General features: G+C 47.0%; 21 protein-coding genes and 3 pseudogenes. 22 read left to right on the top strand and 2 right to left on the bottom strand.

The genetic code is table 11. The features are described 5' to 3' along the window. Nucleotides 1-188: 188 nt before the first annotated feature. Nucleotides 189-308: pseudogene (locus tag DSM107010_RS30115) on the bottom strand (transposase); the annotation flags it as partial. Nucleotides 309-521: 213 nt separating this feature from the next. On the opposite strand from DSM107010_RS30115, the gene DSM107010_RS30120 reads away from it, so the two are divergent. The 13 genes and pseudogenes from DSM107010_RS30120 to DSM107010_RS43220 form a co-directional block, all read left to right on the top strand. Next, nucleotides 522-1,061 carry a DsbA family protein gene (locus DSM107010_RS30120; RefSeq protein WP_106171097.1) on the top strand — a complete coding sequence of 180 codons (540 nt, stop codon included), beginning with the start codon at nt 522-524 and terminating at the stop codon, nt 1,059-1,061. 20 nt (nt 1,062-1,081) lie between these two features. Then, nucleotides 1,082-2,290, top strand: coding sequence for an efflux RND transporter periplasmic adaptor subunit (locus DSM107010_RS30125; RefSeq protein ID WP_106171099.1), 1,209 nt, complete (start codon nt 1,082-1,084; stop codon nt 2,288-2,290). A gap of 12 nt (nt 2,291-2,302) precedes the next feature. Next, complete coding sequence (locus tag DSM107010_RS30130; protein ID WP_127024661.1) at nt 2,303-5,497, top strand: efflux RND transporter permease subunit; 3,195 nt, start codon at nt 2,303-2,305, stop codon at nt 5,495-5,497. A 46-nt stretch (nt 5,498-5,543) separates the two neighbouring features. Continuing rightward, the gene (locus tag DSM107010_RS30135; RefSeq protein ID WP_127024666.1) at nt 5,544-6,071 is read left to right on the top strand and encodes a hypothetical protein; all 528 of its coding nucleotides are present in this window, start codon (nt 5,544-5,546) and stop codon (nt 6,069-6,071) included. A gap of 18 nt (nt 6,072-6,089) precedes the next feature. Then, the gene (locus DSM107010_RS30140; protein WP_106170596.1) at nt 6,090-6,968 is read left to right on the top strand and encodes an SDR family oxidoreductase; all 879 of its coding nucleotides are present in this window, start codon (nt 6,090-6,092) and stop codon (nt 6,966-6,968) included. A gap of 19 nt (nt 6,969-6,987) precedes the next feature. Then, complete coding sequence (locus DSM107010_RS30145; protein ID WP_127024669.1) at nt 6,988-7,695, top strand: SDR family oxidoreductase; 708 nt, start codon at nt 6,988-6,990, stop codon at nt 7,693-7,695. A gap of 15 nt (nt 7,696-7,710) precedes the next feature. Then, nucleotides 7,711-7,917 carry a hypothetical protein gene (locus DSM107010_RS30150; RefSeq protein ID WP_106167167.1) on the top strand — a complete coding sequence of 69 codons (207 nt, stop codon included), beginning with the start codon at nt 7,711-7,713 and terminating at the stop codon, nt 7,915-7,917. A gap of 436 nt (nt 7,918-8,353) precedes the next feature. Then, a complete protein-coding gene (locus tag DSM107010_RS30155) occupies nt 8,354-12,427 on the top strand; it encodes a GAF domain-containing protein (RefSeq protein WP_127024672.1) in 4,074 nt (1,357 codons plus the stop codon). Between the two features lie 14 nt (nt 12,428-12,441). Next, the gene (locus tag DSM107010_RS30160) at nt 12,442-12,888 is read left to right on the top strand and encodes a DUF29 domain-containing protein (protein ID WP_127024675.1); all 447 of its coding nucleotides are present in this window, start codon (nt 12,442-12,444) and stop codon (nt 12,886-12,888) included. A gap of 39 nt (nt 12,889-12,927) precedes the next feature. Further along, nucleotides 12,928-13,563 carry a response regulator transcription factor gene (locus DSM107010_RS30165; RefSeq protein ID WP_106167170.1) on the top strand — a complete coding sequence of 212 codons (636 nt, stop codon included), beginning with the start codon at nt 12,928-12,930 and terminating at the stop codon, nt 13,561-13,563. A 139-nt stretch (nt 13,564-13,702) separates the two neighbouring features. Then, nucleotides 13,703-13,975 carry a hypothetical protein gene (locus tag DSM107010_RS30170; RefSeq protein ID WP_127024678.1) on the top strand — a complete coding sequence of 91 codons (273 nt, stop codon included), beginning with the start codon at nt 13,703-13,705 and terminating at the stop codon, nt 13,973-13,975. Nucleotides 13,976-14,037: 62 nt separating this feature from the next. Further along, nucleotides 14,038-14,995 (top strand): annotated as a pseudogene (locus DSM107010_RS30175) (aldo/keto reductase family protein). 77 nt (nt 14,996-15,072) lie between these two features. Beyond that, nucleotides 15,073-15,688: pseudogene (locus DSM107010_RS43220) on the top strand (aldo/keto reductase); the annotation flags it as partial. Nucleotides 15,689-15,808: 120 nt separating this feature from the next. On the opposite strand, the gene DSM107010_RS30185 reads toward DSM107010_RS43220, so the two are convergent. Then, nucleotides 15,809-16,723 carry a LysR family transcriptional regulator gene (locus tag DSM107010_RS30185; RefSeq protein ID WP_106167171.1) on the bottom strand — a complete coding sequence of 305 codons (915 nt, stop codon included), beginning with the start codon at nt 16,721-16,723 and terminating at the stop codon, nt 15,809-15,811. A gap of 21 nt (nt 16,724-16,744) precedes the next feature. Between DSM107010_RS30185 and DSM107010_RS30190 the strand changes: the two genes are divergently transcribed. The 9 genes from DSM107010_RS30190 to DSM107010_RS30225 all read left to right on the top strand — a co-directional run bounded on the left by DSM107010_RS30190 (nt 16,745) and on the right by DSM107010_RS30225 (nt 23,676). Beyond that, entirely contained in the window at nt 16,745-17,764 is a 1,020-nt protein-coding gene (locus DSM107010_RS30190; RefSeq protein ID WP_106167172.1) for an SDR family oxidoreductase, read from the top strand. Nucleotides 17,765-17,956: 192 nt separating this feature from the next. Then, the gene (locus DSM107010_RS30195; RefSeq protein ID WP_106167173.1) at nt 17,957-19,012 is read left to right on the top strand and encodes an SDR family oxidoreductase; all 1,056 of its coding nucleotides are present in this window, start codon (nt 17,957-17,959) and stop codon (nt 19,010-19,012) included. Nucleotides 19,013-19,165: 153 nt separating this feature from the next. Then, nucleotides 19,166-19,969 (top strand): SDR family NAD(P)-dependent oxidoreductase, encoded by an 804-nt coding sequence (locus tag DSM107010_RS30200; protein WP_106167174.1) that lies wholly within the window; start codon nt 19,166-19,168, stop codon nt 19,967-19,969. Between the two features lie 59 nt (nt 19,970-20,028). Then, entirely contained in the window at nt 20,029-20,199 is a 171-nt protein-coding gene (locus DSM107010_RS40940; RefSeq protein WP_146138646.1) for an MFS transporter, read from the top strand. A gap of 29 nt (nt 20,200-20,228) precedes the next feature. Beyond that, nucleotides 20,229-21,089, top strand: coding sequence for an SDR family oxidoreductase (locus tag DSM107010_RS30205; RefSeq protein WP_106167175.1), 861 nt, complete (start codon nt 20,229-20,231; stop codon nt 21,087-21,089). A 41-nt stretch (nt 21,090-21,130) separates the two neighbouring features. Beyond that, complete coding sequence (locus DSM107010_RS30210) at nt 21,131-21,502, top strand: nuclear transport factor 2 family protein (protein WP_106167176.1); 372 nt, start codon at nt 21,131-21,133, stop codon at nt 21,500-21,502. A 46-nt stretch (nt 21,503-21,548) separates the two neighbouring features. Next, entirely contained in the window at nt 21,549-22,352 is an 804-nt protein-coding gene (locus DSM107010_RS30215; RefSeq protein ID WP_106167177.1) for an SDR family NAD(P)-dependent oxidoreductase, read from the top strand. A 53-nt stretch (nt 22,353-22,405) separates the two neighbouring features. Continuing rightward, nucleotides 22,406-23,398, top strand: a complete 993-nt coding sequence (locus DSM107010_RS30220) for an aldo/keto reductase family protein (protein WP_106167178.1) — start codon at nt 22,406-22,408, stop codon at nt 23,396-23,398. Nucleotides 23,399-23,442: 44 nt separating this feature from the next. Continuing rightward, nucleotides 23,443-23,676: an NmrA family NAD(P)-binding protein gene (locus tag DSM107010_RS30225; protein WP_158631901.1), complete on the top strand. Its 234-nt coding sequence runs from the start codon at nt 23,443-23,445 to the stop codon at nt 23,674-23,676. The last annotated feature ends 54 nt before the right edge of the window (nt 23,677-23,730 follow it).

The following is a 23,730-nucleotide window of genomic DNA, read 5'->3' on the forward strand; positions in this document are numbered from 1 at the left end:
TAAATCTCAGCATTGACCAAAAAGTGGTTACTTCAACAGGATTGACCGCTTTTTTCTTGATTTAGTCTAAACTCCAGTTACTAGACATATCATGGTGGAACAAATGCACACTTGGCAGGAGATAACTGGGGTTGGTGTCTCTATTTAAGGGAAGAGCAATTGTTTTTGTAGAGGAATAGTGGCTGATAGTTTTCCACTAACTTAATTTGACAATACCGTTGTGGGGCTTCTTGGGTCATTAAAGTGAGGTATGGTGCTACAAATGCCCACTCTTCATCGCTTACATCACTTGGATACGGTTTTCTCATACCTCTAGCTTAACGAAAGTGCATAACAGCCTCTAGGCGTTTTTTTAGCACTTAGACAAAAAACAACCTTAAGTTTGAAACTCCTACACAACCTGTCCTTGAGGTCAGTCTTCAGCCTGTCCTCTAGATCCATTTCATCCCTGTCCGAATTCTCGTTTCCCCCAGTCGAAATGTCTCGTAGCATAAACGTGTCTATCCCTTAGTGCGCGTTTTATGCCACAAAGCCCGATCGGTCAGATGATTCCGCCTTTGAGCGATCGCGATCGCATCCAAGGCTCTCAGGGCGCTACCCTGATGCTGATGGAGTATGGCGATTACCAGTGTCCAAAATCGGGTCAGGCGTATCGGCTCGTCAAAGCAATCCAGCAGCAATTTGGCGATCGCCTTTGCTTTGTGTTCCGCCATTTTCCCCAAACTCAAATACATCCTCAAGCTCAACGCGCCGCTGAGAGTGCAGAAGCAGCCGCAGCTCAAGGCAAGTTCTGGGAAATGCACGATTTATTATACGCACATCAACAGGCGCTCGACGATGGCGACTTGGTAGCGTATGCGGCTCAACTTCAATTAGATATACCGCAATTTTTACGCGAGATGGCACATCACGTTCACCTCGATCGCATACGAGCGGATATCGAGAGCGGACGCGATAACGGTGTCGAAACAACGCCGACATTTTTCATTGGCGTGCGCTATGAAGGAACGCCAAATTTAGAAGTTCTATTAATGACTCTATTAGAAATAAATCGTTGCTAAGCAATCAGCACCATCCCAAGATGAGTACCCGCACAATCACCTTAGTTACAATCGGCTTCATCCTCTCTGGGTTAGGAGCTTGCCGTCAAGCAGCACCACCAGCCGAAGCCCAAACCACGCCGCTCGCCGTCAAGCTGCAAGCTGTAAAATCGAGCGCGATCGCCGATACTTCGGAATACATTGCCAATTTAGAATCAAGGCAATCTGTCACGCTACAACCGCGTGTCGAAGGTCAAGTGTCGCAAATTTCTGTCAGAGCTGGAGATGAAGTGAGGGCTGGAACTCTGCTGATGCAGATCGATCCCGCCCGTCAGCAAGCCTCAGTGAATAGCTTTAATGCTGCGACCGCAGGCGCACGAGCAGATCTGGAAAATGCTAGAGCTACCCTGAAAAATTATCAAGCAGAACGACTGGAAAGGCAGGCAAATCTGAAACTAAACCAAACAGAATACGATCGCTATCGCGTACTTTACAGGGATGGAGCGGTCAGCCGTCAAACGTTGGATACATATACAAATCGCCTAGAAGTTGCCAAAGCAGGTATGGGGACGATCGAGGCGCAAATTGAATCGCAACAAGCAGCGATCGCTCGTGCTACGCAAGCCGTGCAACAGTCCCAATCCAACACGCAAGCACAAGCAGTACAACTTCAGTATTTCAGCATTACAGCTCCATTTAGCGGCAGAGTCGGGAATATTCCAGTCAAAGTCGGCGATTTTGTCAATACATCTGCCCGACTGCTCACCCTGACGCAGAACAACCAGTTAGAAGTTAATGTCTCGATCCCGATCGAACGAGCAGCTCAACTGCGCTTGGGAATGCCGATTGAGGTATTGGATCGAGAAGGACAAACGGTTGGTACGAGCCGAGTATTTTTCATCGCTCCTAATACGACCAACGCGGCTCAATCAGTACTAGTCAAGTCTTTATTTGACAATTCTAAAGGACAATTGCGGGCAGATCAATTCGTGCGAGCGCGGGCAATTTGGGATAAAAGCACGGGAATTTCGGTTCCGACTACGGCGATTTCTCGCGTGGCAGGACAGGAATTTGTCTTTGTCGCCGAGAAAAACCAGTCGGGACTGGTAGCGCGGCAACGAGCCGTCAAGCTGGGCAACATTGAAGGCAACAACTACCAAGTGATGTCAGGACTCAAAGCAGGCGATCGCATTGCCGTGTCGGGACTGTTGCAATTATCTGATGGTGCGGCGATCGCTCCCCAATCGTGAAGAGGCTCATCTATGTTTTCCGATAACTTCATCAAACGCCCCGTACTCTCGATCGTCTGTGCCTTGGTGATTCTGCTCGTAGGAGCGATCGCGATTCCCACTCTACCTGTGGAACAATATCCCGACATCAGCCCCGTGCAAGTCGTAGTGACGGGCAGCTACATTGGAGCCAGCGCCCAAGTGGTAGAAGAAACCGTGACTTCGGTACTGGAACGGCAGATCAATGGTGTCAAAGGAATGCGCTACATGACCTCTAGTAGCGGCAACGACGGCACTAGCACCATTACAGTTACTTTTCAGCAAGGCTACAACCAAGATATTGCCGCTGTAGACGTGCAAAATCGAGTGGCGATCGCCGAACCTCAGTTACCCGAAGACGTGCGCCGAGTCGGCATCATCGTCCGCAAACAATCGGCGGCAACAGTGGTGGGGATAGCAATTTACAGCGATGACGGACGTTACAATAGCGAATTTATTAGTAATTACGCCGATATTTATATCTTAGATACGCTCAAACGAATTAATGGTGTCGGGGATATTTTTGTCAATGGAGAGCGGCGTTATGCGATGCGTCTGTGGCTCGACCCGAATCGGCTTGCCAGTCGCGGCTTGACAGCCCAAGATGTTGCCAATGCCTTGAACGAACAGAACTTACAGTTAGGGATCGGGCGGATCGGGCAATCCCCCACGAATGACGGGCAGATGTATCAAATTGACTTGCAAGCCGTAGGTAGACTCAGAGAACCGCAGGAATTTAATAACTTAATTTTACGCTCCGATCCCGATGGTACTTTAGTTAAACTCAGCGATGTCGGTCGTGCCGAACTGGGAGCTGAAAATTACGATACCTTTGCTCGTTGGAGTCGTAGAGATGCCGTCGGTTATCGGATCGTGCAACTCCCAGGCAGTAACGCCCTGGAAACTGCCAACGCTATTAAAGCGGAAATGGTACGACTAGAAAAAAGTTTTCCGCCAGGGTTGAAATACGAGATTCCCTACGATCCGACGCTGTTTGTGGTTGAGTCGCGTGAAGAAGTTCTCAAGACTTTGTATGAAGCGATCGCACTTGTCGTTATCGTGATTTTTGTCTTCCTGCAAGATTGGCGGGCGACGCTGATTCCCCTAATTACGATTCCGGTTTCCTTGGTTGGTACGTTTGCCTTCATCAAAGCGTTTAACTTTTCGATGAATAGTTTGACACTATTTGGCATTACTTTGGCAACTGGACTCGTTGTAGATGATGCGATTGTCGTGGTTGAAGATATTGCCCGACTGATTCAACAAGAAAAAGTAGAACCCCGTAAAGCCGCCTTTGAAGCAATGCACGAATTGTTTGGGGCTGTGATTGCAACTTCTCTAGTGTTGATGGCGGTGTTTATTCCCGTCGCCTTCTTTCCAGGCACGACAGGACAGTTATATAAACAATTTGCCTTGACGATCGCCTTTTCAATTGCTCTATCTACCTTCTTGGCGCTGACGATTACGCCTGCACTGTCAGCAATTTTGCTGCGCCCCCAGGAGGAAGCTACTACTAGTGGCATTTTGAGCAAACCATTTGCTTTATTCAATCGCTGTATCGATTGGCTCAGACGCAGCTATCGGCGATCGCTCAACTTCCTCAATCGTCTCAAGTATGTCGTCCTTTCCTTATTTGTTGCTTCTCTGGGCTTAACTGCTTGGTTTTATCTACACGTCCCCACCGGATTTTTACCGGAAGAAGACCAGGGATTGATAATTAACATCGTGCAAGCGCCAGATGGCAGTTCGCTTAACTACACGACTGAGGTGATTAAACAGCTTGAAGATGTGATGCTGGAATTTAAAGACGTAGCAGGTACGTTCACCTTGGGCGGACTAGGGACGATTGGTAATACGGCAAATAGTGCTTTTTCCTACGCGCCACTGCTACCTTGGAGCGAACGGGAAGGACACGAACACTCAGCGCAGGCAATTTTGGAAGCGATCCGCAAGCCTTTATCGAAGATCTCCGAAGCAAACATTCTTTCAGTTAATCTACCTACAATTCAAGGATTGGGCAGTATTGGTGGATTCACGTTTGAGCTGCAAGATCGAGGTAACAACGGCATCGACACCCTAATCCAAGTCAAGAACGATCTGCTGGCTCGCGCCAATGAAGCCCCAGAATTAGAAAACGTCTTTACTACCTTTTCTGCCAACGCACCCCAAACGATCGTCGAAGTCGATCGCGATCGCGCTAGGGCGCTACAAGTTCCAATTAACGACGTGTTCCGCACCTTGCAAATTTATCTCGGTTCCCAATACGTCAACGACTTCAACGCTTTTACGCGCACGTATCGCGTTTACGTCCAAGCCGATCGCGCCTTTCGTTCCAATCTCAAAGATGTGGGCAAACTCTACGTCCGCTCCAGCACCGGAACGATGATTCCCCTGAGCGAAATAGTACAGTTTACATCAGTGACGGGACCGCAAATCATCAGTCACTACAACTTGTTTCGCTCGATTGAAATTAATGGCACGCCCGCTGCAGGTTACAGTTCTGGACAGGCGATCGCGGCGATGGAGCGCATTGCTGCCGAGGTGTTGCCGAATAGCATGAGCTTTGAATGGTCGGGATTATCTTTAGAAGAAATTTCCTCCGGCGGACAAGCTCCGATTATCTTTGCACTCGGTTTAATTTTCGTCTTTTTAGTGCTGGCAGGTCAATACGAAAACTTTCTCGACCCGATTATCATCATGCTGACGGTTCCCCTTGCCGTGTTAGGGGCGATGATGGCGCAATCATGGCGTGGTTTGCCGAATGACGTGTATTGTCAGGTGGGGTTGGTAATGTTGATTGGACTGGCAAGTAAAAACGCAATTTTGATTGTCGAATTTGCCAATCAGTTGCGCGAACAAGGATTGTCGATTACCAAAGCGGCGATCGAAGCCTCGGAATCTCGCTTGCGTCCAATTTTGATGACAAGTTTTTCCTTTGTCCTTGGCATTCTTCCCTTAGTAATGGCAGAGGGTGCGGGTTCCGGTAGCCGCATCTCGCTAGGAACGGCTGTTTTCGGTGGGATGATGGTTTCGACGTTGCTCAGTTTATTCGTCGTACCGATTCTGTATATTATGCTGCGATCGCTATTTGCTCGTTTCTCTGGTGGTAAGGGAATGCATTTTCCCAATTTGAAAAAGCAGTGGCAAGTTTTAACCGCTCGACTCCAAGCTAGATTTCAATCTAGATAATTGCCAAGACAATGAGGTAATTTATTCGTGCCTGGGAGACAATCGTATGTCCAGATTTAAAGAACTTTGCCAAACTTACAACCGCGCCCATAGCGAGATGGCAGATTACTTAGAGTCCTGCGTCCAAGTGATTCAGCAACTCGTGCGAGGATTGGAAACCTATTTAGGCATTCCTGAAAAACGAATTCAGTTTCGTGACGAAGAGGGAAAAGATAAATCCGTTCACGAAGCGATGTATTTAGAAAATGGACGCTGGCACTTCGACACCGCAATTACCATGTGCCCTGAAGATACATACCGTCAGCGCCGAGTCGAGTTTCGTCGCTGTTACTATCCGCGTCAAATTGTTGTCTTACCCCTGGCACTACAACGGTTGAGTGCCGAGCATTTTGTCATTACTATTGCCGACTATTCCACTGAATTTAAAATCGATCTGCTCGATGAAAATAGTTTTACGATTCTTTACGAGGCTATTTTTGAAATTATTCAAACTTATTATCAAAATATTCTTCACACTATCTTAGAACATGGGGAATCGCCTTTGAAACTAACATATAAAGATCTAGAATTTTAATCATAGGAATACAAAACGGTGAGTTCATCTAAACCGAAGATTCTTGTTTTAGGCGTAACTGGAAAAGTTGGCAACCAAACGGCGCGATTACTAACTAAAAATAGCGATGTTCAGGTTGTTGCTGGCGTTCGTTCTCCCGAAAAAACTGTAAGTTTAGTCGATCGCAACATCGAAATTCGCTACTTAGATCTCGATCGCCACGATACACTCACCCCAGCATTAGCAGGGATCGATCGCGCCTTGTTACTAACAGGTTACAGCGTCGATATGCTCAAACAAAGTAAGGCATTTATTGATACAGCAAAACTTGCAGGCGTTCAACACATCGTTCATATTGGCGCATCGGGCGCACCTACCAATGAAGTTGCTCATTGGGGATGGCATCAATTTATCGAACGCTATATTGAAGCTTTGGGATTTAGTTTTACACACCTGCGTCCTGAAGCTTTTATGCAAAACTTAATTGGCTTTGGCTGGTTAGATCGAAGTGTGATTACCAATTATATAGATGATGCTCGTTGGAGTTGGATCGATTGTAACGACCTGGCAAGAGTTGCCGCAGAAGCTTTATTAAATTGCGATCGCCACGCCGGAAAAACTTATCCTTTAGGCTACGACACCGCGACGATGCAGGAGGTTGCTGAAATTTTAACCGATGCAGTGGGTAAACCATTTCGGTTAGAAGCGAAGTCACCGGAAGAATTTCTCGAAGCAATGCTCAAATCGGGTGGAGATCCAGCATACATGAACTGTGTCTACACGCAACTGAAACTCAATGCTGCTAATAAGATCCCTTGTGCCGATGCAACGTTTGACAATTTTGAGGAAATTACCGGACGTAAGCCGATGACGTGGCACGATTTTGCTCAAAAACACAAGGCAGAGTTTGATTATTAGAGTTTCTAAAGGAGTCATTATGTCAGCACAATTTCAAGGAAAACGCGCTCTAGTTACCGGAGGTAATAAAGGCATTGGATTTGTTGTTTGTCAAGGTCTAATTAATCAAGGATTTGAAGTCATTTTAGCAGCGCGATCGCTCGACAAAGCTCAAGCTGCCATTGAGCAATTAAATTCATCAAATGTACGTCCGCTTGAATTAGATGTTGGCGATGACAACAGTATTAAATTAGCAGCAAAAAACTTAAGTCAAGAAATTAATTCTTTAGATATCTTAATTAATAATGCAGGCATTTATCCCGATGAAGGCGTTGATATTCTCACTGCATCGCGCGAGCTACTCGCGCGAACGATGAATGTTAACGCCTTTGGTGCAATTCGCGTCACGCAAGCATTTCTACCATTATTAACAAAATCATCTAACGCTCGTGTTGTCAATACTTCGAGTGGCTACGGTCAATTATCAGGTCTTTCCGCCGATGTGCCTAGTTATTGCTTGTCAAAACTAACGCTTAATGGTGCAACGATTATGTTATCAGAAATTCTACAACATAAAGGCATTGTTGTCAATGCGATCGATCCAGGTTGGGTGAAAACTAATATGGGTGGCAATAATGCACCGCGCACCCCAGAACAAGGAGCAGATACCGCAATTTGGTTAGCAACTGTTGCACCCTCAAATTTAAGTGGAAAACTGTTTTACGAGCGCCAAGAAGTACCTTATTAAATCTGGAGACATGACATGACTGAACATCTTTTTCACGACCAACTAACCCTAGAGGAAACGGCTGAAGATTTGGCAAAACAGGCAATGAAACGAGGCTTGATTTCAAGTTTTACAATCCATTTCTTTTCAGATAGCTGGGTTTTTTACATTCCTAACGAGCAGTCAGAACCGCGCACACCCGAAGAAGCCTATCTTTATTTGCAGAAATTACTTGAATTTTGATAAGCAATAATCTCGCTACTACGAATAGTAGCAGGCGATCGCAATTTTCATCTTGTTATCCAGCTAACAAGATGAAAATTGGCACTGGAAATCTGGAGCGATCGCCCGGTATTTTATAGACCGAACGAGGTTATAATGTATTTTTCGATTGAGGCACTCCTCAAAAGGGAAAGGCAATCGTTTAATGTCTTAATTGACTGCAATAATTGAGATATTCCGAAGGCTATGCTTAGGAGTCGATTGTCAAATCTCTGGCGGAAAAGCTGGCGATCGACGTCGCCTGTACCAATAAAGACTGTTACAGCGAATTGCACCTCAAATACGGTATGCTGAATTTTCTACCGACGCTCCATCGATTGACGATTGGATGGGAAAGCTTGCTACAATTTGTCAGCAAGTTTGAGCGCGATTTAGTTAATTTTCTTCGTCTTTTGCTATGCTCGATCGCATTACCCAACTCCAACAAGAAAACGATCGCCTCCAGGCAGAATTAGCGCAACTACGTGACTCAGAAAAACGCTATCGCACTCTATTTGAACTGAGCAGTGAAGGAATTGTCCGTTTCGGGTACAAACAGCCGATTCCACTAACGCTCTCAATTGACGAACAACTAGAATTGTGCTATCGATCGATCTACGTGGCTGAAGCAAACGATGCCTACGCTCGGATGTTTGAGTATGAGAAAGGGAAAGACACGATCGGGCTAACGCTGAACGATTTGCACGATCGCAACTCGGAAGTCACTCAAGTAGCGATGCGGGATTGGATCGAAAATCAATACACTTGCCGCAGCCTAGAAACAGTAGAATTCGATCGCCACGGACGCAAGCGTTACTTTCTCAATAGTGCGGCAAGTACGATCGTTCAGGGGTGTGTGGTGTGTACTTGGACGAGCCAAGTCGATATTACTCAGTTACGCGAAACACAGCAAGCCTTACTAGAAGTAGAACAAGCGCGAGTAGCAGAACTGACAAAAGCAAATGAAGCATTACGCAATGCCATTGCTGGACTGGCACGATTGGATAGTCTCGACTCTTTTCTAGCAGAAATGCTCAAGGTATCCTTGGAAGTATCAGGAGCGCACAGTGGTGCAGTCTGCTTGATTGAGGGAGATATGGTGCGCCATGCAGTTCTGTTTGACAAAGTGGGGTGGGTACCCCCAGAAATTCAAGAGCAACGCGGCACGCTGTTGTTGCCATTTTCACCTGAATTGCGCCTTATGGCTCAACGCATCCTTGAATCAGAGTCTGCCTGGGCAGTCCTGCCCGACGATCCGCTTCATCCTCCGAGTTTTCAAGCATTCCACCGCGAACAAGGCAATCGCGCTATCCGCCTTGTGCCAATGCGAATTAACGACCGGCTGCTGGGCTGGCTGGGGCTGGGATTTGCACAAGAAGATCCGCCACTAGGAAAAAGCTTCGCATTGCTGCGCGTATTGGCAGAGCAAATGACAATGGCAGTGGAAATGCTACGACTGGCAGAAGAAGCAAAACAAAGTGCGTTAGCGAAGCTTAACGAAGTTATCGCCCGCGAGCAAGAAAAAGCTGCTCTAAGTAGGGCAGCTGAATTGGCTCGTTCTAACGAGGCATTGCAGCAGACAATCGATACTCTCGGTTCTTTGAGCAGTTTTGACGAATTTATTCCCGCAGTATTGAAGATTGTGGCACAGACGTTTAAGGCGACTGATTGTGGTTACTACGAACATAGTCAAGACGAGATCGTTTACTTGCGCTATTGGTTCAGTCAAGGAACAGTATTGAATCCAACGGAACTGCAACTGCTCGATCCACAACAACATCCTGTACTGCTTCGGCTGATCAATGGCTTCACCGTACCACTAGAGCATTTGCAGGGGACAACCGTCCGCAATCGCACTCGTTCGGTAATCATCGATCACACAATTGCCAATACAGTACCCGAATTTCATACTTTTGCAGTCTCTCAAGGTTGGGAATTGGAACTCAACCAACCGCTACTGGTCGATGGCAAAGCGGATGGGGCGCTGATCGTCTATCGCAAGTTAAATCAGCCTTTTACAGAGGCAGAGATTACTCTTGCGGAAACGCTCGCCAAACAACTCGCCTTAGCAATGCAAGCTAGCCGATTAGCTCACCAAGCCCGCGATCGCGCTGTAGAAACTGCGATCGCTCGTGAACAAGAAAAAGCCGCTCAAGCTCGATCGGCAGAACTAGAACGAGCCAACAACACCTTGCAAAGCACCGTTGCTGCTTTAGCCGATCGCCGCGACTTGGATGGCTTCATTGGCGAAGTGCTGCACACGATCGCCAACGAGTTTGAGTCGCCCTTAGTAGAATATTGGACAGTTCTTGGAACCGATACGGTTGAGATCAATACATGGCTTCATGACAATCGATTGTGTTCACTCAAGCAAAACGATGAGCATCCTGGTTGTGGTGGCATTCGTTTGTTGTCGGAGCTGTATGAGTTTGAGGATTTCACTCACCGTAGACAGCCCTTCGTCTTCAATGAACCGATGCCTGCCTATTCACTGGCTTTAGGTCAAGTCATCTGCCCCACCGAGTGGTATGCAGAACGGAGGGTATCCAAACACTTCAACTTCTCTTTGCAGGCTGGAAACACAGCTGTTGGTGCAATTACTGTCTGGTTGCCGCTTGATCGCCAGATCACCGAAGAATGTCTACGCTTAGGACAAGCGCTTTCGCATCAAACCGCACTAGCGATTCAACTCACACAATTGGCAGAAGAGGCAAAGCAAGTCGCGATCGCCCGGGAGCAAGAAAAAGCCGCACAAGAACGGGCGGCTGAGTTAGCGAAAGCAAACGAAGCCCTTGCTCGCACCTCTTCACGCCTTGCAGAACAGCCCGATTTATCTAGCTTCTTAGGTCATATTACGATGGAAGCAATCGCCCAGCTTGGAGCCGATGCAGGGCATTTAACCATTCTCAATGAGCAACGGCAAACCCTTTGTACCGTTGCCCATGTTGAGCAAGATCGTCTTCTAGCAAGCGATCGCATGGCACCAGAGATGCCGATCGCGGAAGCCGGATTTCTGCAACTGCTGCTCGAAACTCGTAAGCCTCGCTACTTCGATCTAGAGCAGGAAGCCCATTTGTTTTGGCCAGGAGCGATCGAGTATCATCGGCAGCGCCATCATTGTGCTGTGTTGTCGGTTCCTTTGTTTGCAGGAGGCAATTTTTTAGGTCATCTCGGACTCGCCTTCACTCACAGCAATCCAATCAGCGAACAAGGCTCGGAACTGCTACAAGCGCTTTCTCATCAAGCGGCTTTGGCAATTCAGTTGACTCAATTAGCAGAAGAAGCCAAACAAGTCGCGATCGCCCGCGAACAAGAAAAAGCGGCGCAGGAACAGGTAGCAGAATTGGTCAAAGCAAATAACGCTCTACGGCGCTCTGTCTGCCACCTGACGACTGATAATTTGTACCGTTTCCTAATTGCTACCTTGCAAGAAGCAATTCAGGCAAGTGATGCCACATCGGGCGCTATCTTTGTTTACCAGCCTGCTAGCGATACCCTACAGGTAACTGCCATCGTGCTACGCGGGGAGGTCATCAACATCGCAACCGATCCTCGCGCTGAACTATGGCGTTTTCCTATTCCGATAGATGTTACCCCTTTTTGGCAGCAGCTTCAAAATCAGGAGATTGTTTGGTCTGACCTAGAGCAGCCATGCCCACAATGCCTTTGGCAATTCTCCATTGCCTGGCATCAGCAGCAGGGACACCAAACGATCCCGATGATTCCGATGGCAATTGGCGAACAAGTTTTGGGGTTTGTGGGGCTTGCCTTCACCACTAAACAGAAACCAACTGAATTTCGCTTTGAACAGTGCCGCACGTTTGCTCACCATGCCGCCCTGGCTCTGCAAATGGCAGATTTGATGCAGCAAGCCAAGCAAAATGCCGTATTGGAAGAACGCAACCGTATGGCACGCGACATTCACGATAGCCTTGCCCAAGCCTTTACAGGTATCATCCTGCAACTCGAAGCTGCCAAACGCAAAATCGCCGCCCAACCTGAAGCCGCCCAAAATTGCCTGCTCCGCGCCCGCAGCCTTGCCGCTTCTGGACTTTCCGAAGCCCGTCGCTCGGTGCGCGCTCTACGCCCCGAAGCCCTGGAATCAGACGATCTACCTAGCGCCCTACGCTACACTGTCGAGCAGATGTCTTGGGACACCAAGGCACAAATACAATTGCAAATTGACGGCGTGCCGCGCCCCATTCCTACTGATGTTGAAGTAAATTTGCTTCGCATCGGACAAGAAGCCATTACCAACGCCCTGCGCCATGCCGATGCCCCAAATATTCGCCTAAATTTGCTATTTGAACCCCAAGCGGTACATTTACAAATCCGCGACGACGGACGAGGTTTCGAGCCACAGATCCAACTGACAAACGGTGGGTTTGGCTTAATTGGAATGCAGGAACGATCTTCTCAGCTCGGCGGACAGCTTAGACTAGTAAGCAGCATCGGGCAAGGAACTGAGATTGTCGTAACAGTACCGATTTGAGGGGGAATAGCAATATGGTCGAAACAACCCATTCGCGTAGCTACGAACAAGACCTCATGGCATGGTACGAAGACACGATCTCCAAGCTAAAAACTAGAAATTTTAGTGACATTGACATTGATAAATTAGTTGAGGAAATTGAAGGTTTGGCAGGGCGCGATCGCCGTGAATTAAAAAGCCGTTTGAGAGTGCTACTTGCCCATTTACTCAAGCGCATTTATGTCAACAACTCTCCTGATGACTGTCGAGGCTGGGAAATTACGGTACGAGAGCAGCGTCAGCAACTTCTAGATTTGTTAGAACAATCCCCAAGCCTGCGAAATTACTTTGCTGAGATCTTGCCTAGATGCTGGAACGATGCACGGATAGAAGTAAAAGAAGACTATCCTCAAACTGAGTTTCCTAACGAATGGATCTTCAATGGCGAGATTGATGCCCTACTAGGCAAGAAATTTTGGTAATTTGCAAAAACTAACTTTGCTGCTTTGCTATTGATAGCGATGACATCCGTAAACCCGATCCAAATCTTAATTGCTGAAGACCATGCGGTTGTCCGTCAGGGAATTGCTGCTATTATCAGCGACGAACTGGATATGAACGCGATCGCCCAAGCCAAAGACGGACAGCAAGCGATCGATCTCTATCGTCAACACCAACCCGATGTAGTGCTGATGGATCTGCAAATGCCCAAAGTCGATGGAGTCACCGCGATCGCTTCTATTAAAGCAGAATTCCCCAACGCTTGTATGCTCGTTCTCACGACCTATGACGGTGACGAAGATATCTATCGCGGCTTGCAAGCAGGCGCAAAGGGGTATCTACTCAAAGATGCCACCGCTGAAGAACTGCTCGATGCAATCCGAGTCGTGCATCAAGGACGCAAATATATCCCCCCACAAGTAGCAGCTAAATTAGCCGAACGGTTCAACAATAACGAATTGACCGAGCGAGAATTAGAGGTACTTCAGTTGTTAGTTTTGGGCAGAAGTAATTTAGAAATTGGTAATCTGCTCGGCATTACCGAGCGCACGGCTAAATTTCACGTCAACAATATTTTGCACAAGCTAGGGGTGAGCGATCGCACCCAAGCAGTGATTCATGCTCTCAAGCGCGGATTGGCGCGACTAGATAGCTGAACCGAGCAATCCTGTCCTTAGGATCGGGTTTTAGTCTGTCCGATTGGTCGTTTTGCTGCGTCGAGATGTTGCGTAATATAAAACTTGTCTGATTGATGCACGTTCGCTCTACCTGCAATTCGCGCTTTGAGGTGTGACGATGAATACGGCTTCCATACCCGTCAATACTTTTACGATCGCTAGCGATCTACTTGTTAATCGTATCGGTTACGGAGCCATGCGGTTGACGGGACAGCCAGGTAAATTTGGCGCTTATCCAGATGGGGATAGTAGTAAGCAGCTTTTGCAACGTGCTGTAGAACTAGGGGTAAATTTCATCGAAACAGATGAAGCTTACGGTGTCATTAAACTTATCTGTAGCTATAATTCTAGGGAATTTATGAATGATAGGAATAAATCATGTGAATGCTAACTAATTTTTCTTTTTTTAGGCACAGTTTATGCTGAAATCATTGCGCGAGTAGGAAAGTAAACATGAAGTATCGGCAGTTAGGCAGCAGTGACATACAGGTGTCCGAACTCGCTTTAGGCTCTTGGTTGACGTATGCAGGGGGTGTAGAGCAAGAACAAGCCAAGGCTTGTATCCATCGAGCATTTGACGTTGGCATCAACTTCTTTGATACGGCAAACATTTATGGCTACGGTGCAGCAGAGTCCTTGCTCGGTGAGGTTTTGCAAAACTTTCCTCGCTCATCCTACATCCTAGCCACAAAACTTTATTTTCCAATGAACGAAACAGATCGAGGTTTATCGGCGGCACAAGTATCTAAGCAGCTCGATGCATTTCTCAAGCGTTTACGTACAAACTGTCGATCTGTACCAATACCATCGTTATGACGCAAATACGCCATTAGAAGAAACGTTAGAGGCATTAACCAAAGGCGTTCACCAAGGCAAGATCCGTTACATCGGCTTTAGCGAGTGGAGTCCGGCTCAAATTCAAGCAGCACTGAACATTCAAAATGTAGAACGTTTCGTTTCCAGTCAACCGCAGTATTCAATGTTATGGCAAAAACCTGAAGCTGAAATATTTCCCCTTTGTGCAGCCACTGGCATTGGTCAGATTGTTTGGTCACCCCTAGCTCAAGGGATTCTCACTGGCAAGTATCAACCGAGTAGGCTGCCTCTCGAAAACTCTCGTGCAGCTAGTGAGAAGATGAATGTCTTTTTTAACAATGAGCTACGGAGCGATTACGTGCTAAAGGCTGTGCAGCAGTTAAAGCCGATTTCAGAGGGTATAGGGTTAACAATAGCTCAGTTAGCCCTAGCGTGGGTGCTACGAGATCGCCGCGTATCCTCCGCAATTATTGGTGCTAGTTGTCCCAAACAAATTGTTGATAATGCTGCGGCATCAGGAGTGCAGTTAGAGTCCAATGTGCGAGCAGCAATTGATCGAGTCCTGGCTCCAGTGATTCAAGCAATGCCTGTGTAGAAGAATGGAAAAACGGTTCTAAAACAGACTGAAGAGCCTTCGAGGGGAAGTTCTGCAAGTAATGAGGCAAGAAAATGATGAAATACAAGCTATTAGGTAAAAGCGGACTGAGAGTTTCTGAATTCTGTTTAGGAACAATGACTTTCGGCGAGGAATGGGGTTGGGGTTCGTCCCATCAGGAAAGCTGGAAGATTTTTGACATCTTCGCCACAGCAGGCGGTAACTTCATCGATACAGCTAATTTCTACACTAGTGGTACCAGTGAGAAATATGTTGTGTGAGTTTATTGCTGCTGAGCGAGAACGCTGTGTACTGGCGACTAAATACTCTCTGCATATACGTCGCGGCGATGTCAATGCTAATGGTAACCATCGCAAAAATATAGTGCAGGCACTTGAAGCCAGTCTGAAACGGCTAAACGTGGATTACATCGACTTATACTGGTTGTACGCTTGAGACTTTACAACGTCTGTTGAGGAAGTCATGCGCGCTTTTGATGACATAGTAAGGGCAGGCAAACTACTTTATAAGGGTATTTCCGATACACCAACATGGATCGTTTCTCAAGCGAATACGATAGCAGCGCTACGAGGCTGGACACCGTTTATAGGGCTACAAGTGGAGTACAGCCTGAGAGAGCGAACTCCAGAGCGTGACCTTTTACCAATGGCGCGTGCCTTCAACATAGGGATTGATTCGGGATACGTGTAAAATGGTGCCACAAAATGCCCAAATACCTGCTATACCGAGCTCGCAGTAATACATTATTTGCGGCTTGGAATTATCCAATAGTTTCAATTCTAGCTTCTACTTCTACTCAACTATTTTCTGCTGTCGAAGTTGTTCCATTAATTCGTTCATAAAATCAACGAAAACACGAACTTTAGCTGAAAGATGTCGCTTCTGAGGATAAACTACAGAAATAGGTGAACCTGGTGCTGCATACTTTTCTAAAACTGGTTTGAGCTTATCCTGTGCGATCGCCTCACCAGCAATATAGTTGTATACCTGGACTAACCCAACACCTGCTAGGGCAACATCCAAAATTGATTCCCCATTGTTGAGGTAAAGATTACCTTCCACAGGTAGACGTATCTTCTGTCCATCCTGCTGAAATTGCCAGTCAAACACTCGTCCAGTCCAAGGTGAAACAAAACTAATGCAATTATGATGCTTGAGATCTTCTAAGGTTTGAGGTATGCCGTATCGCCTCAAGTAGTTTGGTGCAGCACACACGATAAAGCGGGCCATTCCTACCCCATGCATAATTAAACTGCTATCGGGTCCAGCCCCAATTCGCACAACCGCATCGATTCCTTCTTCAATGACATCTGCAATTCGGTTACTAACAGAGATATTTAGCTTTAGATCGGGATATCGCTCGATGAATTGAGGTAGTGCTGGAATGATATGTATTTGACCTAATTCAGTGGTCAGGTCAATACGAAGCGTTCCGGTCGGAGTCAATTGCGATCGCTTCAGTTCTAATTCTGCTTCCTCCAGTTCACCGAGGATTTGCTGACAGCGTTCGTAAAATGCAGCTCCATCGTCAGTTAGCGTAATTTTCCGAGTCGTGCGGTTCATCAAGCGGATACTTAAGCTTTCCTCCAACCGCATAACGGCTTTGCTCACAGCCGAAGGGGACATCCCCAACTGCTGGGCTGCAACAGAAAAACTCCTGGTTTGAGCAGACCTAACGAAGATGTTGATGTCGTTGAACTTATCCATAAGCACCATTCTACTAGATTAATGAATGCTAGGAATAAATGTTGTGAAACACAACTACTTTTTCAAAGCTTAGTCTTAGATTATTATGAAATTCTCGATGAGAGAGATGAGGAGAAGCATACTATGGACGTTAACGATCGACCGACAGTTTTAGTGATTGGAGCAACCAGCAGCATTGGTAAGTTTTTAGTGCGAGAACTAGCAGCGCAACCGAGAAGTCAAAATGGCCGCGTGCTGGCTGCTGTGCGGAGCGAACAAAAAGCTGAATCTTTCCGCAAGCAAGGCATCGAGACTGTTCATCTCGACCTTAACCAGACCGAAACCATCGCCTCAGCGCTTCAGGGAGTGGATAGAGTATTCCTAGTGACTGGCTACACAGTTGATATGCTGCCACAAAGCAAGGCTGTAATTGATGCGGCGAAGAAGATGGGAGTGCAGCACATCGTCCATGCGGGTGCTTGGGCACCTGCGGATACGGATTTGCCGCACTTCGGCTGGCACCAATATGTTGAGAGCTATATTGAGCGTAGCGGCATCGGCTACACACACTTGCAACCCAACATGTTTATGCAGAACTTGCTAGGAGGGAACTCGCTTTGGGAGTCTTTAGGAGGATCGTCAAAAGAAAACGGTGCTATCCATTTTTTCCTTGAGGATGCTCGGATCGGCTGGATCGCTGCCGAGGATATTGCTTCAGTTGCAGCGGCAGTATTGCGCGAACCCGCCAAACACGATGGGAAGGCATATGTTCTCTCGGCTGAGGCGCGATCAGTTCCAGAAATTGCCGAAGTTTTGACAGAGGTGCTGGGCAAGCCATTTCATTCCGTCCCCAACTCTCCTGACGAATTCCTAGCTGCGGTTCTCAAGGGTGGGATGGAGCCAACTTATGCTCACTGCGCGCACGAGACGCTGAAACGTTTCGGCAGAGGAGCAATTCCAGGACAAGCAGATGTTTATAACAATATTGAAGCGCTCACAGGTAAAAAAGCCATGCTGTGGCGAGACTTTGCTGTAAAACATCGAGGCGAGTTCCTCTATTAAGGCATTGTAGCCTTGCAGTAGCGAACGCTTTAAACACCTTTCTTAATTACTAATGAGAGCGCTTTATAGCGAACACTTTTTGCAATCTGCCATCTCCACGAAATAAGCTTTCGAGTGGTCTTTCAGGAAAATAGGTGTGTTAATTATACCCTGCTCTTAGTAGTAGCAAATAATAGTAGCTCAAACAGTCTTATGGAACAGAAGCGTAAAAAAGCTCTTGTCGTCGGTGCTCTAGGTATCATCGGGCGTAATCTAATCGACCATCTATCTAGCTTGAATGACTGGGAGATTGTTGGGTTGTCACGCCGCTCCCCAGACTTTAAAACTAAAGCGCAGTTTATCCCAGTTAATCTGCTCGACCCAGATGATTGTCGGGAAAAGTTAAGCGGATTGCACGACATTACACACATTTTTTACACCGCGTTTCAAGCGCGACCAACCTGGGCTGAGCACGTTGCACCCAATTTGGCAATGCTAACTAATGTCGTTGAAGCGGTTGAACCAATCGCCTCTGACTTGAAGCATGTTTGTTTGATGCAAGGATACAAGGTCTATGGTGCACATCTCGGTCAATTCAAAACACCTGCTAAAGAGTCAGACAGTCGTCATATGCCGCCTGAATTCTATTATGCTCAAGAGGATTTTCTCAGGCAGCAACAAGGCAAAGCATGGACTTGGTCAGCGCTGCGACCAGCGACAGTATGTGGCTTTGCAGTTGGTAACCCCATGAACCTGGCTGTATTAATCGCTGTCTATGCCGCAATCTCGAAGGAGTTGGGAATACCACTCCGCTATCCAGGAAACCCGATCGGCTATACCAAACTAGTAGACATGACCGACTCGAACCTCCTTGCCAAAGCCACTGTGTGGGCAGCGACCGAACCCAAGTGTGGCAACGAGGCACTCAACATCGCCAATGGCGACCTGTTCCGATGGGAACATTTATGGCCCAAGTTTGCTGAGTTCTTTGGTATGGAGTATGCACCTCCACTACAGCTTAAGCTCACCGAAGTTATGGCAGACAAAGAACCATTGTGGAACTCAATAGTTCAGAAATACGGTCTACAGCCCTACAGCTACAAGGACATTGTCTCGTGGCAATTCGGTGATTTCACGTTCGGTTGGAGTTACGATGCGTTTGCAGACACTAACAAGTCACGGCGTTTTGGGTTCCACGAGGTTGTTAATACAGAAGAAATGTTTCTAAATTTGTTCAGTGAATTTCAACGCAACAAAATCATTCCATAAACTAGAGGTAAAACTGGCAGTGTAATGTAGCTCTTCGAGTTTTAGAGGCTTAGATTAAGAGCTTGTCATGGAACAATTTTCAGTTTTTGCACTAATTACTCAACGATAGTCGGACAAATAATGAACTCATGACTTTAGGATGGAAAAATCGTTATGGACTTACAATTACAAGGGAAGCGAGCTTTAGTCACAGGTAGTAGTGGTGGGATCGGCGAAGGTATCGCAAAGACGTTGGCGAAAGAAGGGGTCGCGGTTGTTATACACGGACGTAACGAGCCATCGGCTAATCGGGTTGCTCAAGAAATCACAGCGACAGAGGGCAAAGCTTTTGTAGCGATCGGCGATCTTTCAAAGGATGAAGATGCCCTAAGCGTGGCAGAAACAGCACTGTCAGCACTAGGCGGTGTTGACATCTTAGTCAATAATGCCGGTGGGTACGATCAGGTGGATTGGATGGAATCAACGCCTAGCAAATGGGCGGATATGTTTAACAATGATGTCATCTCGATGGTTCGCCTCGTGCAGCACCTCGCGCCGCAGATGAAGGAACTTGGCTGGGGACGAGTTATCCAGATTTCTAGCTCTGCTGGAGTACAGCCCTATGCCTTTGGACCCGACTATTCAGCCGCCAAGGCAGCAATTATCAACCTCAGTGTGAGCTTAGCAAAAGATCTTGCTGGGACTGGTATTACCTCCAACACAATTAGTCCAGGTCCAATTATGACAGTTGGGTTTGAGCAACTCTGGCGAGGATATGCCAAGACGAAGGGGTGGAGTGATGATTGGGATGAAATTGAACGCAACGTGGTGAAAGAGGTACTGCCTAACCCAACAGGTCGTGTTGGTCGAATTGAAGAAGTTGCTAGCTTGGTTGCTTTGGTTGCTAGTCCGCTAGGCGGTTATATCAATGGAGCAAATCTGCGCGTGGATGGCGGTTATGTGGTCGGTGTTAATTGAAGCAATGAGGTTGTTATCATGTTTTCCACTTCCATCCATTCTCTCTTTTGTTCACCACTTTGGAAACACTGGCTGATGTTGTTAGTTGCTTGTGTAGCTACTGGGGTGTGTTTATTGGTATTGGTGCTGCCTTTGATCCGATGATTGGTGGATTTCTGATAGACCAACTCAGTTGGCGCTGGATTTTTCTGCTCAATGTGCCCATCGCGCTTGGCGGACTTCCTCTCTAGGCGATTCTCATTTTCAACAGGATGAATTGATGATTCTAATAACAGGTGCTACAGGTACGACTGGGCGTGAAGTTGCTAAGCAACTCGCAACAACCGGAACAAAAACACGAATCATGGTACGCGATCGCTCAAAAGCAGGGGATATTGCCAACCCGAATGTCGAAATTGTTACAGGCGATTTTGACCAACCCGAAACCCTAAATACCGCTTTACAGGGAATTGAGAAAGCTTTTCTCCTGCCTGCCAATACCCTCAACCAAGTTGAGCAGGAGCGGAATTTTATTGAAGCTGCTAAACGGGCAGGAGTGAAGCACATCGTCAAATATTCTGCCAGAGGTGCTGACCTCAACGCAGCAGCAAATATTACTCGCTGGCACGGACAAACTGAGAAGCTGTTGGAGGAATCGAGTATTGCTTACACCCACCTACGTCCAATTTTCTTTATGCAGAATTTGTTGGGCTTTGCTCAATCAATCGCCGCCGATGGAACATTTGCCCTACCACTTGGCAGCGCCAAAGTTGCCATTACTGATGTGCGAGACATTGCAGCCGTTGCAGTTGCGGCATTGACCGAACCAGGGCATGAAGGCAAAATTTATCTTCCTACTGGACCCGAAGCTCTGTCAATGGATGAAATTGCAGAAAAACTCTCAACGGCGATTGGCAGACCTGTGCGCTACATCAATGTAGAGTCAGAAGCTTTCAAGCAAGGGCTGATCGACTTGAGATTACCCGAATGGTATGCCGACGATCTAGTTAAGCTTAATGCTTACAACGCCAGCCCAGAAGGAGCAGTTGTTACCGATGTCGTCGCCACGGTGGCTCAGAAACAGCCGATTACCTTCGACCAGTTCGCCAAAGATTATGCTGTTGCTTTCAAAGCTGCTTAAAAGCTTCCGAAAGATCGCAAAGGACAACGCAGGTAAATTGAATGAAATCTAATCTTGAAATAGTAAAAGATTGGTACACCACCTTTAACCGAGACCTGATTCATCCAGACATTGAATGGGAAGTTGTAGAAGGTTATCCAGGAGGTGGAAAGTACTACGGTACTCAAGCAGTATTTGAGGATTTCTTACCACAGTTAACTGCTGATTTTGAGCAATGGACGGTCAAAGCCAATCAACTTCTTGATGCGGGAGAAGCAATAGTGGGTCTTGGGCATTATGTTGGTCGAGTCAAAAGCAGCGATCGATCATTTACGATTCCTTTTGCTCATATGTGGTGGGTTCGTGATAGCAGAATTGTGAAAGCTCAAGGGTATGCTGATACGCTAGTACTTCGTCGTTACATCAATGGTTGAATGAATCAAAGAATTGTTCGTATTACCTACTAGGGGAGATTCTCAAATGGATTTACAACTGAAGGGAAAACGAGCCTTGGTCACAGGTAGTAGTAGTGGGATTGGAGCCGCGATCGCCAAAACCTTAGCCAAAGAAGGGGCAACCGTCGCTATTCAAGGTCGGAATCATCAGAAGGTAAACCAAGTCGTTCAAGATATTGTTGAACAAGGTGGATATGCGCTCGCAGCTACTGGCGATTTGACTCAGAACGAAGATGCTCAAAAGGTTATAGACACTGTTCTAGAAACGCTTGGTGGTATAGACATTTTGGTCAATAATGCCGGAGCCTATCCACTGCAAAGCTGGACGAATGCAACAGTGGAAGACTGGATTGAAAATTTTGAAACAAACGTTTTTTCGATGGTGCGGGTGCTGAATTTGTTGTTGCCGCACATGAAGACCCTCGAATGGGGACGCATTATTCAGATTTCTAGTAATGCTGGGGTGCAAGCATTTCCTGGTGCGCCGCACTATTCTGCCACCAAAGCAGCTAACATCAATATGAGCGTTAGCCTTGCCAAAGAACTATCTGGAACCGGAGTAACAGCAAATACTGTCAGCCCTGGACCTATAGTGACAGAAGGATGGATTGATTTTGCACAAGACATCGCTCAAGAGCAAGGATGGGGCACAGATCTGGAAGTGGTCAAGCGAAAGTTTCTAGAAATGATGGGGGGCTTACCATCCGGTCGGCTAGGTGAACCAGAAGATGTCGCAAATCTCGTGGCATTTGTTGCAAGCCCACTAGCTGGCTACATCAACGGAGCTAACCTCAGGGTCGATGGTGGGCAGACTCCTACAGTAAATTGACTAATGGATTGCCATCGCATTCAAATATTATTCGCATATACAGAAAATCCATGATGAGATATCGAAAACTGGGACACAGTGAATTGCAGGTTTCAGAACTTGCCCTCGGTTCCTGGCTAACTCATGCAGGTGGCATTGAAGCAGAGCAAGTTAAAGCTTCAGTGCATCAAGCGTTGGATGTAGGCATTAACTTCTTCGACACCGCCAACATCTATGGTTACGGAGCGGCAGAAACGGTATTGGGTGAAGTGTTGCAATCGATTGAGCGCTCTTCCTACATCCTGGCAACAAAACTCTACTTCCCGATGACGCAAACCGATCGTGGGTTATCTGCCAGCCAAATTCACAAACAGCTCAACGCATCACTTCAACGTCTACAGACTGATTATATCGACTTGTACTACGCCCATCGCTACGATGCAAATACACCGCTAGAAGAAACGCTAGAGGCATTTACAGAAGTCGTGCAACAGGGAAAAGTTCGCTATATTGGCTTGAGTGAATGGAGCCCAACCCAAATTCAAGCAGCACTGAGCATTTCTAATGTTGAACAATTTGTTGCAAGTCAGCCGCAGTATTCCATTTTGTGGCGCACACCTGAAGCAGAGGTGTTTCCACTATGCGTTAATAATGGCATTGGTCAAGTCGTTTGGTCGCCACTGGCGCAGGGTGTATTAACTGGGAAATATCTGCCAGGGCAAGCCCCCCCGAGCAATTCTCGCGCCGCCAACGACAAAATGAATGTTTTCATGGAGTACACAGGCTTACCCTTACGCGACGATCGCCTACTAGCTGCTGTTCAACAACTCTGCCCTCTGGCAGACCAACTAGGAATCAGCCTAGCGCAAATGGCAATCGCTTGGGTATTAAAGAATCCGCATGTTTCGTCTGCCATTATTGGTGCAAGCCGTCCAGAACAAATTACTCACAATGCGGTTGCGGTTGATGTAGAGTTACCGGAAACAATCGTCACAGACATCGATCGCATTGTGCTGCCAGTCATTCAGGAGCTACGTCGCGTACCTGGTGCGTCTACTGCAAATTAATCGGTCAAGCAACGTGGATCAAGCGATTTACAATCAAGGTCACTGTGATATCACTCAAACACGATCCAACTACGCTCATTATTGGCGCAACAGGCAGCATTGGTCGTGCCGTTGTGCAGGAATTAGCAAACTCAAATTTATTGCACATTCGAGCCGTAACCCGCGATTCATCTGCTGCTCAAGCCTTTCGGCAACAAGGAATTGAACCTATCCATCTCGATCTCAGCCAGTATGAAACCTATGCGCCAGCTCTTAGGCAGCTTGTAAAAATAACTTGAGCAACTAAGTTATTACTCTTGGATTGATTTGATAGTTCCAATCGCCATGAAATC

The organism is Chroococcidiopsis cubana SAG 39.79 (assembly GCF_003991895.1).
GTDB lineage: Bacteria > Cyanobacteriota > Cyanobacteriia > Cyanobacteriales > Chroococcidiopsidaceae > Chroococcidiopsis > Chroococcidiopsis thermalis.

What these genes read in the sequence shown, in the direction of transcription:
- DSM107010_RS30170 (WP_127024678.1), top strand. Translation starts at nt 13,703, where the DNA reads ATGAATACGGCTTCCATACCCGTCAATACTTTTACGATCGCTAGCGAT.
- DSM107010_RS30190 (WP_106167172.1), top strand. Translation starts at nt 16,745, where the DNA reads ATGAATGCTAGGAATAAATGTTGTGAAACACAACTACTTTTTCAAAGC.
- DSM107010_RS30125 (WP_106171099.1), top strand. Translation starts at nt 1,082, where the DNA reads ATGAGTACCCGCACAATCACCTTAGTTACAATCGGCTTCATCCTCTCT.
- DSM107010_RS30120 (WP_106171097.1), top strand. Translation starts at nt 522, where the DNA reads ATGCCACAAAGCCCGATCGGTCAGATGATTCCGCCTTTGAGCGATCGC.
- DSM107010_RS30185 (WP_106167171.1), bottom strand. Translation starts at nt 16,723, where the DNA reads ATGGATAAGTTCAACGACATCAACATCTTCGTTAGGTCTGCTCAAACC.
- DSM107010_RS30160 (WP_127024675.1), top strand. Translation starts at nt 12,442, where the DNA reads ATGGTCGAAACAACCCATTCGCGTAGCTACGAACAAGACCTCATGGCA.
- DSM107010_RS30145 (WP_127024669.1), top strand. Translation starts at nt 6,988, where the DNA reads ATGTCAGCACAATTTCAAGGAAAACGCGCTCTAGTTACCGGAGGTAAT.
- DSM107010_RS30135 (WP_127024666.1), top strand. Translation starts at nt 5,544, where the DNA reads ATGTCCAGATTTAAAGAACTTTGCCAAACTTACAACCGCGCCCATAGC.
- DSM107010_RS30210 (WP_106167176.1), top strand. Translation starts at nt 21,131, where the DNA reads ATGAAATCTAATCTTGAAATAGTAAAAGATTGGTACACCACCTTTAAC.
- DSM107010_RS30155 (WP_127024672.1), top strand. Translation starts at nt 8,354, where the DNA reads ATGCTCGATCGCATTACCCAACTCCAACAAGAAAACGATCGCCTCCAG.
- DSM107010_RS30205 (WP_106167175.1), top strand. Translation starts at nt 20,229, where the DNA reads ATGATTCTAATAACAGGTGCTACAGGTACGACTGGGCGTGAAGTTGCT.
- DSM107010_RS30150 (WP_106167167.1), top strand. Translation starts at nt 7,711, where the DNA reads ATGACTGAACATCTTTTTCACGACCAACTAACCCTAGAGGAAACGGCT.
- DSM107010_RS30165 (WP_106167170.1), top strand. Translation starts at nt 12,928, where the DNA reads ATGACATCCGTAAACCCGATCCAAATCTTAATTGCTGAAGACCATGCG.
- DSM107010_RS30200 (WP_106167174.1), top strand. Translation starts at nt 19,166, where the DNA reads ATGGACTTACAATTACAAGGGAAGCGAGCTTTAGTCACAGGTAGTAGT.
- DSM107010_RS30215 (WP_106167177.1), top strand. Translation starts at nt 21,549, where the DNA reads ATGGATTTACAACTGAAGGGAAAACGAGCCTTGGTCACAGGTAGTAGT.
- DSM107010_RS30130 (WP_127024661.1), top strand. Translation starts at nt 2,303, where the DNA reads ATGTTTTCCGATAACTTCATCAAACGCCCCGTACTCTCGATCGTCTGT.
- DSM107010_RS30220 (WP_106167178.1), top strand. Translation starts at nt 22,406, where the DNA reads ATGAGATATCGAAAACTGGGACACAGTGAATTGCAGGTTTCAGAACTT.
- DSM107010_RS30195 (WP_106167173.1), top strand. Translation starts at nt 17,957, where the DNA reads ATGGAACAGAAGCGTAAAAAAGCTCTTGTCGTCGGTGCTCTAGGTATC.